Origin of the sequence: Pseudoxanthomonas sp. SGNA-20 (genome assembly GCF_003931635.1) — a bacterium.
In the GTDB taxonomy this organism is placed as follows: Bacteria; Pseudomonadota; Gammaproteobacteria; order Xanthomonadales; family Xanthomonadaceae; genus Pseudoxanthomonas.
This window is the reverse complement of the sequence record NZ_RRYK01000005.1, coordinates 84,534-100,753: the sequence shown is the minus strand read 5'-3', so window position 1 is coordinate 100,753 and position 16,220 is coordinate 84,534. Positions and strand designations below refer to the sequence as shown.

13 protein-coding genes are annotated in these 16,220 nt (G+C 72.6%); 10 read left to right on the top strand and 3 right to left on the bottom strand.

Features of this window, described 5'->3' with window-relative positions; genetic code table 11:
* Positions 1-31: 31 nt before the first annotated feature.
* From EIM48_RS10470 to EIM48_RS10435, 8 genes are all read left to right on the top strand, one after another.
* On the top strand, positions 32-835 hold the full coding sequence (locus EIM48_RS10470) for an AAA family ATPase (RefSeq protein WP_019398343.1): 804 nt from the start codon (positions 32-34) through the stop codon (positions 833-835).
* Positions 835-1,761 (top strand): ParB/RepB/Spo0J family partition protein, encoded by a 927-nt coding sequence (locus tag EIM48_RS10465; RefSeq protein WP_125108938.1) that lies wholly within the window; start codon positions 835-837, stop codon positions 1,759-1,761. Before EIM48_RS10470 ends, EIM48_RS10465 begins: the two co-directional genes overlap by 1 nt.
* 74 nt (positions 1,762-1,835) lie before the next feature.
* Complete coding sequence (locus tag EIM48_RS10460) at positions 1,836-2,798, top strand: SDR family NAD(P)-dependent oxidoreductase (protein WP_125111612.1); 963 nt, start codon at positions 1,836-1,838, stop codon at positions 2,796-2,798.
* Entirely contained in the window at positions 2,798-3,541 is a 744-nt protein-coding gene (locus tag EIM48_RS10455) for a glycosyltransferase family 2 protein (RefSeq protein ID WP_039731148.1), read from the top strand. The genes EIM48_RS10460 and EIM48_RS10455 overlap by 1 nt, the downstream gene beginning before the upstream one ends.
* Positions 3,541-3,876, top strand: a complete 336-nt coding sequence (locus EIM48_RS10450) for a lipid-A-disaccharide synthase N-terminal domain-containing protein (protein ID WP_019398347.1) — start codon at positions 3,541-3,543, stop codon at positions 3,874-3,876. The genes EIM48_RS10455 and EIM48_RS10450 overlap by 1 nt, the downstream gene beginning before the upstream one ends.
* Positions 3,877-4,108: 232 nt before the next feature.
* A complete protein-coding gene (gene rpmB, locus EIM48_RS10445; protein WP_019398348.1) occupies positions 4,109-4,345 on the top strand; it encodes a 50S ribosomal protein L28 in 237 nt (78 codons plus the stop codon).
* Between the two features lie 13 nt (positions 4,346-4,358).
* A complete protein-coding gene (gene rpmG / locus EIM48_RS10440; protein WP_019398349.1) occupies positions 4,359-4,523 on the top strand; it encodes a 50S ribosomal protein L33 in 165 nt (54 codons plus the stop codon).
* A gap of 90 nt (positions 4,524-4,613) precedes the next feature.
* Positions 4,614-5,984 carry an FAD/NAD(P)-binding protein gene (locus EIM48_RS10435; protein WP_028915215.1) on the top strand — a complete coding sequence of 457 codons (1,371 nt, stop codon included), beginning with the start codon at positions 4,614-4,616 and terminating at the stop codon, positions 5,982-5,984.
* Here EIM48_RS10435 and EIM48_RS10430 read toward each other — a convergent pair.
* Genes EIM48_RS10430 through EIM48_RS10420 form a run of 3 tightly spaced genes read right to left on the bottom strand, consistent with a single transcriptional unit; the run spans position 5,981 to position 10,280 of the window.
* The gene (locus tag EIM48_RS10430) at positions 5,981-6,493 is read right to left on the bottom strand and encodes a gluconokinase (RefSeq protein WP_125111611.1); all 513 of its coding nucleotides are present in this window, start codon (positions 6,491-6,493) and stop codon (positions 5,981-5,983) included. The two genes, EIM48_RS10435 and EIM48_RS10430, sit on opposite strands and share 4 nt — an antisense overlap.
* On the bottom strand, positions 6,490-8,898 hold the full coding sequence (locus EIM48_RS10425) for an NdvB protein (protein WP_125111610.1): 2,409 nt from the start codon (positions 8,896-8,898) through the stop codon (positions 6,490-6,492). Before EIM48_RS10425 ends, EIM48_RS10430 begins: the two co-directional genes overlap by 4 nt.
* Positions 8,895-10,280, bottom strand: coding sequence for an MFS transporter (locus tag EIM48_RS10420; protein WP_125111609.1), 1,386 nt, complete (start codon positions 10,278-10,280; stop codon positions 8,895-8,897). The genes EIM48_RS10425 and EIM48_RS10420 overlap by 4 nt, the downstream gene beginning before the upstream one ends.
* A gap of 142 nt (positions 10,281-10,422) precedes the next feature.
* On the opposite strand from EIM48_RS10420, the gene EIM48_RS10415 reads away from it, so the two are divergent.
* Both EIM48_RS10415 and EIM48_RS10410 read left to right on the top strand, forming a co-directional pair.
* Positions 10,423-13,881 (top strand): PAS domain-containing hybrid sensor histidine kinase/response regulator, encoded by a 3,459-nt coding sequence (locus tag EIM48_RS10415; protein ID WP_125111608.1) that lies wholly within the window; start codon positions 10,423-10,425, stop codon positions 13,879-13,881.
* 323 nt (positions 13,882-14,204) lie between these two features.
* Positions 14,205-15,992, top strand: a complete 1,788-nt coding sequence (locus EIM48_RS10410) for a copper resistance system multicopper oxidase (protein WP_125111607.1) — start codon at positions 14,205-14,207, stop codon at positions 15,990-15,992.
* The last annotated feature ends 228 nt before the right edge of the window (positions 15,993-16,220 follow it).

The window sequence follows — 16,220 nt, the reverse complement described above, 5'->3', positions numbered from 1 at the left end:
CACCCGCGTCCCCGTCCCGAGGCAGCCGCCCATGGCCCGCATCATCGCCATCGCCAACCAGAAAGGTGGCGTCGGCAAGACCACGACGGCCGTCAACCTGGCCGCAGCGCTGGCGCGCGCCCCCCGCCGGGTGCTGCTGGTCGACCTGGACGCGCAGGGCAACGCCACCATGGGCAGCGGGGTGGACAAGCGCGAGGTCGAGGCCTCCAGCTGCGACGTCCTGCTGGGCGAGCGCGACGCCCGCTCCACCGTGGTCCGCACCGCCGAGGACTTCGACCTGCTGCCGGGCAACATCGACCTGACCGCGGCCGAGATCCAGCTGATGGAGGTCGAGGGCCGCGAGCAGCGGCTGAAGGCCGCGCTGGAGCCGCTGCGCGGCGACTACGACTTCATCATCATCGACTGCCCGCCGGCGCTGTCCCTGCTCACCCTGAACGCGCTGACCGCGGCCGACTCGGTGATCGTGCCGATGCAGTGCGAGTACTACGCCCTGGAGGGCCTGAGCGCGCTGATGGAGACCATCGAGGCGCTGCGCCAGCGGCTCAACCCGGGGCTGGAGATCGAGGGGGTGCTGCGGACCATGTTCGACGTGCGCAACAACCTGGCCAACGCGGTCTCGGCCGAACTGATCGAACACTTCGGCGACCGCGTGTTCCGCACCATCGTGCCGCGCAACGTGCGCCTGGCCGAGGCGCCCAGCCACGGCCAGAGCATCGTCGGCTACGACAGCGCCTCGCGCGGCGGCGTGGCCTACCTGGGCCTGGCCGGCGAGGTGATCCGCCGCCAGGCGGCGCGGACCCAGGCCGCCCCGCAGAACTACGTGGAGGCAGTCTGATGGCCACCGCCAAGAAACGCGGCCTCGGCCGCGGCCTGGAAGCCCTGCTCGGCCCCAAGGGCGCCGCCGGCGCGGCCGCGCCGGTGGTGCTGGAGCCGGAGGCGCCGCAGCCGGGCGACGTGCTGCGCACCCTGCCGGTGGGCCAGCTGCAGCCGGGCAAGTACCAGCCGCGCCGCGACATGGACCCGGCCAAGCTGGAGGAGCTGTCGGCCTCGATCCAGGCCCAGGGGGTGATCCAGCCGATCGTCGTGCGCGAGATCGCCCCGGACCGCTACGAGATCGTGGCCGGCGAGCGCCGCTGGCGCGCCTCGCAGCTGGCCGGCCTGGCCGAGGTGCCGGTGGTCCTGCGCGAGCTGGACGACCGCACGGTCATCGCCATGGCGCTGATCGAGAACATCCAGCGCGAGGACCTCAACCCGCTGGAAGAGGCCCAGGCCCTGCAGCGGCTGATCGACGAGTTCTCCCTGACCCACGCCGAGGCCGCCGCCGCGGTCGGCCGCTCGCGCGCGGCGGTGTCCAACCTGCTGCGCCTGCTCGACCTGCCGCCGGCGATCCGCGCCCTGGTCGAGGCCCGCCGCCTGGAGATGGGCCATGCCCGCGCCCTGCTGACCCTGTCGCCGGAGCTGGCCAGCAAGCTGGCCCACGAGGCCGCTGAGAACGGCTGGTCGGTGCGCGAGGTCGAGCACCGCGCCCAGCAGTTCGCCGCCGGCAAGGTCCCGGTAACCGGTAGCGCCGCGCGCAAGGCCAAGGCCGCGAAGGTGCAGCAGCCGGACATCGCCTCGCTGGAAACCGAACTGTCGGAGACCCTCGGCGCCAAGGTCGCCATTGCCCACGGCCGCGGCGGCAAGGGCAAGCTGGTGATCCACTACACCGACCTGGACACCCTGGACGGCATCCTCGAACGCCTGCGCGGGCCGCGCGGCTGAGGCGCGCGGCGGAGGTTCCGCCCCGTGGGCGCAAGCGCGACAATGTCGCCAACTGACACGGGCACCCCCACCCCATGACCGTCCTCGTCACGGGCGCCGCCGGCTTCATTGGCGCCTATATCTGCCGGGCCCTCGCCGCACGCGGCGACCAGGTCGTCGGCCTGGACAACTACAACGACTACTACGACCCGGCGCTCAAGCGCGACCGGGTCGCCGCACTGTGTCCGCGGGTGGACATCCGGCGCCTGGACCTGGCCGACCGCCAGGGCCTGGCCACGCTGTTCGCCGAGGTCCGCCCACGCCGGGTCGTGCACCTGGCCGCCCAGGCCGGGGTGCGCTACTCGCTGCAGAACCCGCACGCCTACGTGGCCTCCAACCTGGAAGGCTTCGTCAACGTGCTGGAGCAGTGCCGGCATGGCGATGTCGAACACCTGGTCTACGCCTCCAGCAGCTCGGTCTACGGCGACTCGGCGACCCCGCCGTTCTCCGAGGACCAGCGCGTGGACCGGCCGCGCTCGCTGTACGCGGCGACCAAGGCCGCCAACGAGCTGATGGCCTACACCTACGCCCAGCTGTACGGGCTGCGCGCCACCGGCCTGCGCTTCTTCACCGTGTACGGCCCCTGGGGCCGCCCGGACATGGCGCCGCTGCTGTTCTCGCGCGCGGTCCTGGCCGGGCGCCCGATCGAGGTGTTCAACCACGGCCGCATGCAGCGCGACTTCACCCACGTCGACGACATCGTCGCCGGGGTACTGGGCGCGCTGGACCGCGCCGACGGCGGCGAGCGCCACGAGGTGTTCAACCTGGGCAACCACACCCCGGTGGAGCTGGAGCGCTTCATCGACGTGATCGCCGCGGCTGCCGGCCGCGAGGCCGTGCGCCATTACCGGCCGATGCAGCCGGGCGACATGGTCCGCACCATGGCCGACACCCGCCGCGCGCGCGAGGCGTTCGGCTTCGAGCCGCGCACCCCGATCGAGCAGGGCCTGCCGCCGGTGGTGCAGTGGTGCCGCGACTACTTCGGAAAGGACGCCTGATGACCGCTTCCCAGCCCCAACCCCCGGCACCCGGGCTCTCGGTGGTCGTGCCGGTCCACAACGAGCGCGACAACATCGCCCCGCTGGTGGCCGAGATCGTGGCCGCCCTGCGCGGGCGGCTGGCGTTCGAGATCGTGTACGTGGACGACCACTCGGCCGACGACTCGCTGGCGGTGCTGCGCTCGCTCAAGGCGCAGGTGCCCGAGCTGCGGGTGCTGCACCACGCGGCGCAGAGCGGGCAGAGCGCGGCGGTGCGCAACGGGGTCAAGGCCGCGCGCGGGGCCTGGATCGCCACCCTCGACGGCGACGGCCAGAACGACCCAGCCGACATCCCCAGGCTGCTGGCCGCGCGCGACGCGGCCGCGCCGGAGGTCAAGCTGTTCGCCGGCTGGCGGGTGGACCGCCAGGACTCCGGCTCCAAGCGCTGGGCCAGCCGCTGGGCCAACCGCATCCGCTGCCGCCTGCTGCGCGACGACACCCCGGACACCGGCTGCGGGATCAAGCTGTTCGAGCGCGAGGTGTTCCTCGACCTGCCCTACTTCGACCACATGCACCGCTACCTGCCGGCGCTGGTGCAGCGCGCCGGCTGGAAGACGGTCAGCGTGCCGGTCAGCCACCGCGCGCGCACCGCCGGGGTGTCCAAGTACAACAACCTGGGCCGGGCCCTGGTGGGCATCCGCGACCTGCGCGGGGTGGCCTGGCTGATCGCGCGCAGCCACCGCACCCGGGTGGAGGAACTCTGATGTCGCTGCTGGACCAGCCGCTGGAATGGCTCTACTGGACCGGCCTGCACATCACCGGCTGGAAGCTGATCGGCTACACCGGCGCGCTGATGTTCGGCGGCCGCTGGCTGGTCCAGTTCCTGGCCTCGCGCAAGGCCGGCAAGCCGGTGATCCCGCGCCTGTTCTGGTACATGAGCGTGCTCGGCAGCCTGATGACGCTCAGCTACTTCCTGTTCTCGGCCAAGCAGGACTCGGTGGGGGTGCTGCAGAACCTGTTCCCCGCCTTCACCGCGATCTACAGCCTGTACCTGGACATCCGCCACCGCGGCTGGAAGCGCGACAAGGCCCCGCACTAGGGTCGGCACCGGCCGCCCGGGGGGCCGAACCCGGTTGCAATCAGGCACTTGGCCGCGCATAATGCACGGCTCGCTGCGTCCGGCCGTTGCCGGATCGGCCCGGGAACGCGATCCGGGCCACCCCTGCAGGCGAACCCCTTCCCGCATCGCGTTCGGCCAGGCCCACCGGGGCATGGCCGGCGGGGCCGCCGTCTCCCGGGCTATGGGCGACACCAGACCTTCCGAGGTGCGTATGTCCCGCGTTTGCCAAGTCACCGGCAAGGGCGTGCAGACCGGCAACAACGTCTCGCACGCCAACAACAAGACCCGCCGCCGTTTCCTCCCCAACCTGCACGAGCGCCGCTTCTGGGTGGCTTCGGAGAACCGTTGGGTGAAGCTGCGTGTTTCCACCGCTGCCCTGCGCACCATCGACAAGAACGGCATCGACGCCGTCCTGGCCGAGCTGCGTGCCCGCGGCGAGAAGATCTGAGGAGTAACCGACCATGGCTTCCAAGCGCGACAAGATCCGCCTGATCTCCTCGGCCGGCACCGGCCACTTCTACACCACCGACAAGAACAAGAAGAACACGCCGAACAAGATGGAGATCAAGAAGTACGATCCCGTCGTTCGCAAGCACGTGATCTACAAGGAAGGCAAGATCAAGTAACTGGTCGCCTCCCGTCCCGGAAGAAGCCCGCCGCCCGGCGGGCTTTTTCTTTGCGCCGGCCGCGACGGTTTCAACCGGTACAATCGCCCGATGCATCGCGACCACGACATCGCCATCGTCGGCGGCGGCGCCGCCGGCACCCTGGCCGCCATCCACCTGCTGCGCCAGGCGCGGCCCGGACTGCGGATCGCGATCTACGAACCGGCACCGCGCCCGGGCGAGGGCGTGGCCTACTCCACCCGCCGCCCCGAGCACCTGCTCAACGTCCCCGCCGGGAAGATGAGCGCGCTGCCGGAGGAGCCGGCCGATTTCCTGCACTGGCTGGCCGGGCGCGCGGAATACGCCGGCGCCGGCGACCTGTCCGGACGCTACCTGCCGCGCCGCGACTACGCCGCCTACCTGGGCCAGCGCCTGGAGGAGGCGCGCGCCAGCAGCCCGGCCACGCTGGAGCTGCACCGGCACCGCATCACCGCCCTGCAGCGCCGCGACGGCGGCCTGCGCCTGCAGTGGGACGGCGGCAGCGCCGGCGCGGCGCGGGTGCTGCTGGCCACCGGCAACGCCCTGCGTCCGCTGCCGGCGCGCGGCGCCGGTGCCCTGGCCGCGCCGCAGCTGCTGCAGGCCTGGGACAGCGAGGGACTGGCGGCGATCGCGGCGCAGGCACGGGTCTGCATCGTCGGCACCGGGCTGAGCATGGTCGACGTGGTCCTGACCCTGGAAGCCGGCGGCCATCGCGGCCCGGTGCACCTGCTCTCGCGCCACGGCCTGCTGCCGCTGGCGCACGTGCCGGATTCCCCGGTGGACGCCGGCCTGGACGTGGACGCGCTGCTGGCCCTGGGCCTGCGCGCGCGGCTGCGCGCCCTGCGCCAACGGGTGGCCGCGGCCGCCGCCGCGGGCCTGCCCTGGCAGGCGGTCATGGAGCGCCTGCGCCCGCAGGTACAGGCGCTGTGGCGCTCGCTGGACGCGGCCGACCAGCGCCGCTTCCTGCGCCACGTCGTGCGCTACTGGGACATCCACCGCCACCGCATCGCCCCCGAGGCCGGCGCGGTGCTGCGGCAGCTGGCCGGCAGCGGCCGCCTGCAGCTGCACCGCGCTCGCCTGGACCGGGTCGCCGCCGCGCCGCGCTGCGTGCAGGTGGGCGCGCGCGACCGCCATGGCCGCGAACTGGTGCTGGACGTGGACCACGTGGTCAATGCCACCGGCGTGGAGCTGCGCGTGCAGGCCATGCGCAACCCGCTGCTGGAGCAGCTGCTGGGCGAAGGCCTGGCCATGCCGGGCGCGCACGGGATCGGCCTGGCCACCGACGCCGACGGCCGCCTGCTCGATGCCGCCGGCCAAGCGCGCGGGGAGCTGCGCGTCATCGGCAGCCTGCGCATCGGCGAGGCCTGGGAAAGCCTGGCGGTGCCGGAACTGCGCGTGCAGGCACGGGACGTGGCCCGCGCCTGGGCGGATCTTCCGGCCTAGCCCGCGCCGATCGCGCGCAGCGCCGCGTCCAGTTGCGCCTGCAGCTCCAGCGCCGCGGCGATGGGCGTCACGTCGGACTCGCCGAGCGGCGGCTGCAGGGTGGCGAACTGGCTGTCCAGCAGGGCCACCGGCATGTAGTGCCCGCTACGCTGGCGCATGCGCGCGGCGATCAGGCCAGCGTCGCCATGCAGGAACAGGAAGCGCAGCGGCAGCCCGGTGGCGCGCAGCATGTCGCGGTGGCGCCGGCGCAGGCCCGAGAACGCGAGGGTGACGCGCTCGCCGGCCGCGACCCGGTGCCGCAGTTCGGCGGCGATGCGCTGCACCCACGGCACCCGCATTTCGTCGGTCAGCGGCTGGCCGGAAGCCATGCGCGCCCGCGCCTCCTCGCTGTGGAAGTCGTCGGCATCGAGGAAGGTCGCATCCCAGGCCTGGGCCAGCGCCTGGGCCAGCGTGGTCTTGCCGCTGCCGGACACGCCCATCACCACCGCCACCCGTACCGGCGCGCTCATGCCGTACCACCTCCGGCAAGCGGCAGCTCGACTCGCACGCGGTAGATGCGGCCGGCCTCGACCGGCTGCAGCAGGCCATCGGCCAGCGGCTGGCCATCGAGCTGCACGCGCATCGCCTGCACGCCGGCCGCGCGCTCGACCTCCAGCTCGACCTGCGCGCCGCGGAACCGCCGCGATGCCCTGGCCGAATTCCAGTGCGAGGGCAGCTGCGGGGCGATGCGCAGGGCGTGGCCCTCGCCGCGCAGGCCGAACAGGTCCTCGACCAGGCAGCGGTACAGCCAGGCCGCGGTGCCGGTGTTGAACAGCTGGCTGGAGCGGCCGGCGGTGCGCGGATGCAGGCGCCAGGCGCCGCGGTAGTAGTTGGGCACGAACACCGGCAGCTGGCCGCGCTGCAGCATGTCCTCCGGGTCCGGGCCCGGGAGCATGGCGCGCAGCACCTGCCAGGCGCGGTCGGCCTCGCCGGCGCGGAACAGCGCGTGCAGGTAGAACGCGGCGGCGTGGTTGTAGACCGCGCCGTTCTCGGCCGAGCCGGGGAATTTCTGGGTCAGGCGGCCCACGTCCTCGCGCATGCCGGTGTACGGCGGGTCGAGCATGGCCGCCCCGTACGGCGAGAGCAGGTGCTCGTCCACCGCACGCAGCAGCTTGGCACGCCGCGCCTCGTCGGCCGCGCCGCTGAGCATCGCCCAGCTCTGCGGGTTGAGGTAGATGCGGCCTTCGCTGTCGGCGCGCACGCCGAACACCACGCCGTCGTCGGTGATGCCGCGGCCGTACCAGTCACCATCCCACAGGTGCGCGTTGACCGCAGCGTTGAAGGCATCGGCGCCCTCGCGGAACACGGCATCGGGACGGCCGTGGCGGGCGCTGATGTCGGCCCACAGGCGCAGGGCGTGGGCGCTGGCCAGCGACAGCCAGCCGGACACGCCGCGGCCCTTCCAGCCGACCATGTTCATCGGGTCGCACCAGTCGCCCTGGGCGATGTAGCTGAGGCCGCGTTCGTCGCGCTGGGCCAGGAGCCAGTGCATGGCGCGGTCGATGCGCTCGGCCACGCTGGCGCTGGCGCCGTCGCCGCCGGCGACCACCTCGTCGAGGATCGCGTCGTCGCCGGTCTCGTCCAGGTAGGCCTGCAGGCATACCGGCAGCCACACGCAGTGGTCGGTGTGCGGCACCTGGTTGATGTACTTCAGCTCCGCACCCTCCACCAGCAGGATGCCGTCGGGCATGGAGCCGTCGGCGCGCTGCTGCGACAGCGCGTGCACGAACGCCGCGCGCGCGGTGGCCGGGCGCAGGTAGGCCATGCCCATGTGGTCCTGCAGGAAGTTGCGGGTCTGCGGGTCGGTGGTCAGGCGGTTGGAATCGCCGTGGTAGTAGACCTGGCGGGGCAGCCAGTGGTTGGCGAAGTGGTCCAGCCACGGATCCGGCGAGTCGATGCGCACGCAGCCGGCGCCTTCGGCCAGGTAGCGCTCGGTCGCCGCGGCCGCGGCGGCGAAGCCCTCGGCCGAGAGGTGGCGCCCGCGCAGCGCGCGGATCTCCTCGTCATCGTGCGCGGGGGCGAACAGGAAGCGCAGTTCCTCCTCCTGCTCCGGCTCCAGCACCAGGCGGTACTGCAGCGCCGCGGTCGGGGTCTCGTACAGGGCGTCGCCGCAGGCCAGGGCCTCGTGCCGGGCCACCGCGTCCGGCGCGTGCAGCCCGCCCTCGCCCTCGAACGCGGCCTGGTTGGCCTCCCAGGCGTCCGGCGCGCGCTCGTGCAGCAGCACGGTGAGGTCCTTGAACTCGCGCTGGCGGAACCACTCGGCGACCTTCTGGTACGGGGTGACGCTGCTGCAGACGATGCCGCCCAGGTCCGGCCGGTAGCGCCCGCCCTGGTTCATCCACGACATGTAGCCGACCGGGAAGTACGGGTACAGGCTGATCCGGCGCCGGCGCCCGGACACGTTGCGCACGCGGATGCTCCACAGCTCGGCCACGTCGTCGGCGGCCAGGCGCACCGCCATCGCCACCTCGATGCCGTAGCACAGCACCGTCCAGGCCACGTCGCCGGCGCCCACCGAGAACGCGAACGCGTCCGGATGCCGGTTGACAGGCGCGTGCGGCGCCGAGAACAGGCTGCCGGTGTCCTCGTCGCGGACGTAGCAGAAGCGTCCCGGGTGGTGGGCGTAGTACGGCTGCTCCGGCTGCATGAAGGTTTTCGCCTCCAGCACCGGCGCATGCGCGTACTTGGACGGCTCCGGTTGCATGAACTGCGCGGTGGCATAACCGCGGCAGTTGAGCTGCAGCAGCATGCGCCGGTTCCACAGGAAGGTGGACGCCTGCGGCATCGCCGTGGGGCTCTCCAGCACGAAGCGCCGCCCCTGTTCGCGGAATCCGCCCACGCCGGGCACGCTGTCGATGGTCTGCTTGCCGTTCATGCCTGTGCTTCCCGCCTTGCCTCCAGTTCGCCCCGGATGCGCTCCAGCGCGGCCGCATCCAGCGGATAGAAACGCATCAGCCACGCCGCCAGCAGCGCCACCACGCCGGGGATCACCGTCAGCAGCAGGACGATGCCCAGGCGCGAGGCGTCCGACTGCGCCTCGTTGGCCACGTAGCCCAGCGCCGCCAGGGTCCAGGCGATGCCGGCCGAGGCCATGGCGCCGCCCATCTTCTGCGAGAACGCGGCGGCGGCGAAGGTCATCGCGGTGGCGCGGCGGCCGGTCTTCCATTCGGTGTAGTCGGCGCAGTCGGCGTACATGGAGAACGCCAGCGGCGACTTCGGCCCCAGCATCAGCCCGACCAAGGTGTTGAGGCCCAGCATCACCCACACCTGCTGCGGCGGCACGAAGTACATCGCGCAGCTGAGCACGCCCACGCCGCCCATCAGCAGCATCAGCAGGGTGCGCTTGTCGAGGAAGCGGGTCATCAGCGGCGTGGCCGCCGCGCCCACCGCCAGCGCGATCGAGTAGGCGCCTAGGAACAGCCCGGTCAGCTCCGGCCGCTCGACGTGGTACTTGAGGTAGTACACCAGCGAGCCGGTGCGCATCACGATGGTGATCATGATCACCAGCGCCAGCACGAACAGCACCAGCCACGGGCGGTTGTGCAGCAGGTCCACGACGTCCTGGCGCACCGCGCTGCGCTGCTGCGGCGGCGGCTGGATGCGCTCGCGGGTGCTGGCGAACACCGTGGCGAAGCAGGCCACCGCGACCAGGCCGTACAGCGCCATGGTCAGCTGCCAGCCCAGCTGCTCGTCGCCGCGCCCCAGCCAGCGCACCAGGTCCAGGGTCAGCGCGTTGACCGCGGTGGTGCCGGCGAAGGCGGCGATGAAGCGGAAGCTGATCAGCGTGGTGCGCTGCTGGCTGTCGGAGGTCATCACCCCGGACAGCGCCGAGTACGGCATCGCCATCACGGTGTAGGCCAACATCATCAGGGTGAAGGTCGCGTACGCCCACACCAGGCGCCCGTCCCCGTCCAGGCCGGGCACGCTCCACACCAGCACGCCGCTGGCCGCCAGCGGCAGCGCGCCCCACAGCATGTACGGGCGGAACCGTCCCCAGCGGGTGCGGGTGCGGTCGGCGACGGCGCCCATCAGCGGGTCGGTGACCGCGTCCACCAGGCGGGTGACCAGCATCATGGTGCCGATCGCCGCGGCGCCGAGGCCCATCACGTCGGTGTAGAAGATCAGCAGGAAGGCCGAGACGTTGGCCCAGTACAGGTTGAAGCCGAAGTCGCCGAGGCCGTAGCCGGCCTTCTCGCGGAAGGACAGGCGCGCGGATGGATCCGCCGCGGGCGCGGCCCGGTTCTGGTCGTGCTGCATTCCCTCTCCCTGGTGCAGGGCGCCGGCCGGGCGCCGTGGGCACGTGACAGCGTTGTCAGATTGCGCGCAACCCGGGCCCGAGGCAAGCGCCGCACCATGCGCCGCAGTACACTCGCGGGCCGGGTGAGGGGAGGCGATCGGGTTGGTCTCGAGCTGGATCCTGCTGCTGGTCTCGGTCGGCTACGCCGCGCTGCTGTTCACGGTGGCATGGTGGGGCGACCGCCGGCCGATGTACCCAGACCGCCCGTGGCTGCGTCCGGCGGTGTACAGCCTCGCGCTGGCGGTCTACTGCTCCTCGTGGACCTTCTACGGCGCCGTCGGCAGCGCGGTGCGCAACGGCCTCGGCTACCTGCCGATCTACCTCGGCCCGATCCTGCTGATGCTGTTCGGCTGGCGCATCATCGAGCGCCTGGCGCTGATCGCGCGCAGCCAGAACGTGGTCTCCATCGCCGACTTCATGTCCGCCCGCTACGGCCGCTCGCGGCGGCTGGCGGCGCTGGTGGCGGTGATCGCCCTGGTCGGCATCATTCCCTACGTCGCCCTGCAGTACAAAGCCGTGGCCATGAGCCTGGCGGTGCTGTCGGGCCAGCACGTGGAACAGGCCGCGGTCGCCGCCGACCCGGCGCTGTACGTGGCCCTGCTGATGGCGCTGTTCGCCGCCCTGTTCGGCACCCGCCAGGTCGACGCCACCGAGCACCACCACGGCATGATGCTGGCGATCTCGCTGGAGTCGCTGGTCAAGCTGGTGGCGCTGGTGGCGGTGGGCGTGTTCGCCTGGGCCTGGCTGCGCGGCAACGAGATGCGGGTGACCCAGGCCGCGCGCGACCTGTTCACCCAGGCCCCGCCGATGGGCTTCGTCGCCCAGACCCTGCTGAGCTTCCTTGCCATCGTCTGCCTGCCGCGCCAGTTCCAGGTGGCGGTGGTCGAATGCGGCGACGTGGCCGACATCCGCCGCTCGCGCTGGATGTTCGGCGGCTACCTGCTGGTGGTGACGCTGATGGTGGTGCCGATCGCCACCGCCGGCGTGTCCCTGTTCGGCGGCAACCCGCGGGTGGCCAGCGACACCTTCGTGCTGGCGCTGCCGCTGGCCGAAGGCAGCAGCGCGCTGGCGCTGGCCGCCTACGTCGGCGGATTCTCCGCCGCCACCGGCATGGTGATCGTGGCCAGCATCGCCCTGGCGACGATGGTCTCCAACGACCTGGTGATGCCGGTGCTGCTGCGCCGCGGCTGGGGCGAGCGCCACGCCGCCGCCGACGTCGCCTCGCTGGTGCTGTGGGTGCGCCGCCTTGCGATCCTGCTGCTGTCGCTGTGCGCGTACGCCTACTACCGCTGGATCGGCGGCGACACCGCGCTGGCCGCCTACGGCGTGATGGCGTTCGCGGCGGTGGCGCAGTTCGCCCCGGGCCTGATCGGCGGCCTGTACTGGCGCGGCGCCAGCCGCCGCGGCGTGGAGTTCGGCCTGCTCGCCGGCTTCGCCACCTGGGTGTACACCTTGCTGCTGCCGGCGCTCAGCCGCTCCGGGCTGTTCGACGGGCAGTGGATGGAGACCGGCCCGTTCGGCCTGTACTGGCTGCGCCCGCAGCAGCTGTTCGGGCTCAGTGGCTGGGATCCGCTGACCCACGGCACGTTCTGGTCGCTGCTGCTCAACGCCGGGGTGATGATGGTGGTCTCGGCGCGCTGGCGGCCCAGCGTGGACGAGCGCCTGCGCATCGCCCCGTTCCTGGACCCGTACGCCGAGCGGCAGACGCTGTCGCGCAGCGAGTGGTCGGGCAACGTCAGCGTCGGCGACCTGCTGGCCCTGGCCAAGCGCATCGTCGGCGAGCGCCACGCCCACCGCGCCTTCGTCGAGCAGGCGGCCGAGCTGGGCGGCGAGCTGCAGCCGGCCAGCGCCGCCGACCGCGCCTGGATCCAGTTCACCGAGCGCCTGCTGGCGGCATCGATCGGCGCCGCCTCCGCGCGCCTGGTGCTGACCTCGGTGCTGCGCGGCTCGGGCATGCACCTGGACGAGGTGATGGCGCTGCTGGACGAGGCCGGCCAGGAACTGCGCTTCAACCGCCAGATCCTCTCCACCACCCTGGAGAACATCAGCGCCGGGGTCAGCGTGGTCGACCCGGACATGCGCCTGGTGGCCTGGAACCGCCGCTACCAGCAGATGTTCGGCTACCCGGCCGGCATGCTCTACGTCGGCCGCCCGGTGGCCGACCTGATCCGCTACAACGCCGAGCGCGGCGAGCTGGGCGAGGGGGACATCGAGCAGCACATCCGCAAGCGCATCGAGCACATGCGCGCCGGCACCCCGCACGTGTTCGAGCGCGTGCGCGCCGACGGCACCGTGATCGAAATGCGCGGCCAGGCGCTGCCCGGCGGCGGCTACGTCACCAGCTACAACGACATCACCGCCTACAAGCACGCCGAGCAGGCGCTTCGCGAGGCCAACGAGACCCTCGAGCAGCGCGTGGCCGAGCGCACCCGCGAGGCCGAGGAGGCGCAGCAGTCGCGCACCCGCTTCCTGGCGGCGATCAGCCACGACGTGCTGCAGCCGCTCAACGCCGCGCGCCTGTTCGCCTCGGCGCTGCGCGACAGCGCCCCGGCCGACGTCGAGCAGCGCCACCTGGCCGAGCGCGTGGATGCCTCGCTGCGCGCGGCCGAGGAGCTGCTGGACGGCCTGCTGGACGTCTCGCGCCTGGACACCGGCGCACTGCAGGCGGAGATCTCCACCTTCGACGCCGGCGAGCTGCTGCGCGAGCTGGCGGCGCAGTACGCGCCGATCGCCGCCGGGCGCAGCCTGGACCTGCGCGTGCACGCGCGCGCCTGCGCGGTGCGCAGCGACCGCCGCCTGCTGCGCCGGGTGCTGCAGAACTTCATCGCCAACGCCCTGCGCTACACCCGTCAGGGCCGGATCGTGCTGGGCATGCGCGTGCGCGGCGAGGCCGTGTACCTGCAGGTGTGGGACACCGGCCCGGGCATCCCGCCGCAGCACATGCGCCAGATCTACGAGGAATTCCAGCGTTACCAGCAGCCGTTCGACTGGGGCGAGCGCGGCCTGGGCCTGGGCCTGTCGATCTGCCAGCGCATCTCGCGCCTGCTCGACCACGAACTGGACGCGCGCAGCAAGGTCGGCCGCGGCAGCATGTTCTCCATCGCCGTGCCGCGCAGCGCGCAACCGGCGGCGGCGCCCGCGCCGGCGCCGATGGCGGTATTGCCCGGCGACGGCTCGCTGGCCGGCCTGCGCGTGCTGTGCGTGGACAACGACCGCGAGATCCTCGACGGCATGCGCATCCTGCTGGCGCGCTGGCAGGCCGTCGCCATCCCCGCGGCGACGGTGGACGAGGCGCTGGAGCGGATGGCCGACAGCGCGCCGCAGGCGATGCTGGTGGACTACCACCTGCACGACCGCATGGACGGCCTGGACGCGCTGGACGCACTGCGCGCGGCCGGCGGCGCCATCCCCGGCGCGCTGCTGACCGCCGACGGCCGCGACGAGCTCAAGCGCCAGGCGCGGCTGCGCGGCTACCGGCTGCTGACCAAGCCGGTGAAGCCGGCCTCGCTGCGCGCCTGGCTGGCGGCACAGGTGCCGGCCGCGGCGCGCGCCGGCGCCTGACCGGCGGCGCCGTGGTTGCCGTGGCCCCGGTGCTGGCTTACCGTGGCCGCGTCCGCACCGACCCGACCATGACCGGTTTCCTGCCCCGCCTGTCCGCGCTGCTGCTGCTCCTGTGCCTGGCCCCCGCGCCACCGGCCTGTGCCATCGGCAAATCCACCGCCGCCGCGCCGCCGGCTGCTCCGGAATGCGGCGATCCCGGTCGGGTACCCGTGCCACCGCGACGACCTCCCATCGCCTGAAGCCACGCGCAAGCCACCGGTGCGACGCCCCTGCGTCGCGCTTCCTTCGCGTGCGCCCCACGGCGCCCCCAGCGGATCTTCGCCATGTCCCCGTCCCGGGATGCTTCCTTCCTGCCGGCTTCGCCGGCGCGCCGCCGCTTCGTCCAGGGCCTGGCCCTGGCCGGCGTGGCCGGCAGCGGCCTGCTGCGCGGCAACGCGCTGGCCATGACCCCGGCCGTGCTCAGCGGCCACGACTTCGACCTGGCCATCGGCCAGACCCTGCTCGACATCACCGGCCGCCCGCGCCCGGCGGTGGCGGTCAACGGCCAGGTGCCGGCGCCGCTGCTGCGCTGGCGCGAGGGCGACACGGTCAGCGTGCGCGTGCACAACCGCCTGCCCAACGTCCCCAGCTCGATCCACTGGCACGGCATCCTGCTGCCGGCCAACATGGACGGCGTGCCGGGCATGAGCTTCGACGGCATCGCGCCGGGCGAGACCTGGCTGTACCGCTTCACCCTGAAGCAGTCCGGCACCTACTGGTACCACAGCCATTCGCTGTTCCAGGAGCAGGCCGGGCTGTACGGGCCGATCATCGTCGATCCCCTGCAGCCGCCGCCGTACCGCTACGACCGCGAGCACGTGCTGCTGTTCTCGGACTGGACCGACCTGGCCCCGGACGCGCTGTTCCGCCGGCTGAAGAAGGCGCCCGGGTACGACAACCTCTACCGGCGCACCGCCACCGACTTCCTGCGCGACGTGCGCCGCGACGGCCTGCGCGCCACCCTCGCCGAGCGCGGCATGTGGGGGCGCATGCGGATGACGCCCAGCGACCTGTCCGACGTCAACGGCAACACCTATACCTACCTGCTCAACGGGCAACCGCCGGCGGGCAACTGGACCGGGCTGTTCCGCCCGGGCGAGAGGGTGCTACTGCGCCTGGTCAACGCCGGCGCGATGACCCACTTCGACGTGCGCATCCCGGGCCTGAAGATGACCGTGGTCGCCGCCGACGGCCAGTACGTGCACCCGGTGAGCGTGGACGAACTGCGCATTGCCGCGGCCGAAACCTACGACGTGATCGTCGAGCCCACTGGCCAGGACGCGTACACGATCTTCGCCCAGGACCTGGGCCGCACCGGCTTCGCCCGCGGCACGCTGGCGGTGCGCCACGGCCTGGCGGCGCCGGTGCCGGCGGTGGATCCGCGTCCGCTGCTGGCCATGGGCGACATGGCCCATGGCGGACAGGGCAGGCACCGGACCGGGCACCACGACACCACCGGCCAGGCGCACGCCGGGCACCAAGCGGCGCAGGCGCACGCGGGCCACGACGGGCATGGCGGCCATGCTCCGGCCACGCCACGCGGCGTCGTCCACCCGCCCACTGAAGCCGGCAATCCGCTGGTGGACATGCAGGCCTCGCCCACCGGCCCGCGCCTGGACGATCCGGGCATCGGCCTGCGCGGCAACGGCCGCCGGGTGCTGGCCTATGCCGACCTGCGTAGCCTGTTCGAGGATCCGGATGGACGCGAGCCGGGCCGCGAGGTCGAGCTGCACCTGACCGGGCACATGGAGAAGTTCGCCTGGTCGTTCAACGGCGTGCCCTTCGCCTCGGCCGAACCGCTGCGCCTGAACTACGGCGAGCGCGTGCGCATCGTGCTGGTCAACGACACGATGATGCACCACCCCATCCACCTGCACGGGATGTGGAGCGACCTGGAAGACGCGCAGGGCCGCTTCCAGGTGCGCAAGCACACCGTGGACATGCCGCCCGGCACCCGCCGCAGCTACCGCGTGCGTGCCGACGCGCTGGGCCGCTGGGCCTTCCACTGCCACCTGCTCTACCACATGGAGGCCGGGATGATGCGCGAGGTGCGCGTGGAGGAAGCCGCATGAGCCGCCTGCTCCCGACCCGCCTGCTTCCGGCACTGCTGGCGCTGCTGCCCGGCATGGCGTCCGCGCAGGAACCACCCGGACATGCGGCGCATGCCCGGCACCATCCCTCCACGGAGCCGGAACGCCACGCTGCGCATGCAGGCCATGCCCCGGCGCAGGCGCCCGCCGCTGAAGACCACGCCGGCCACCACCGGCACGCATCCACCGCGCCATCGCCGTCCGCACCGC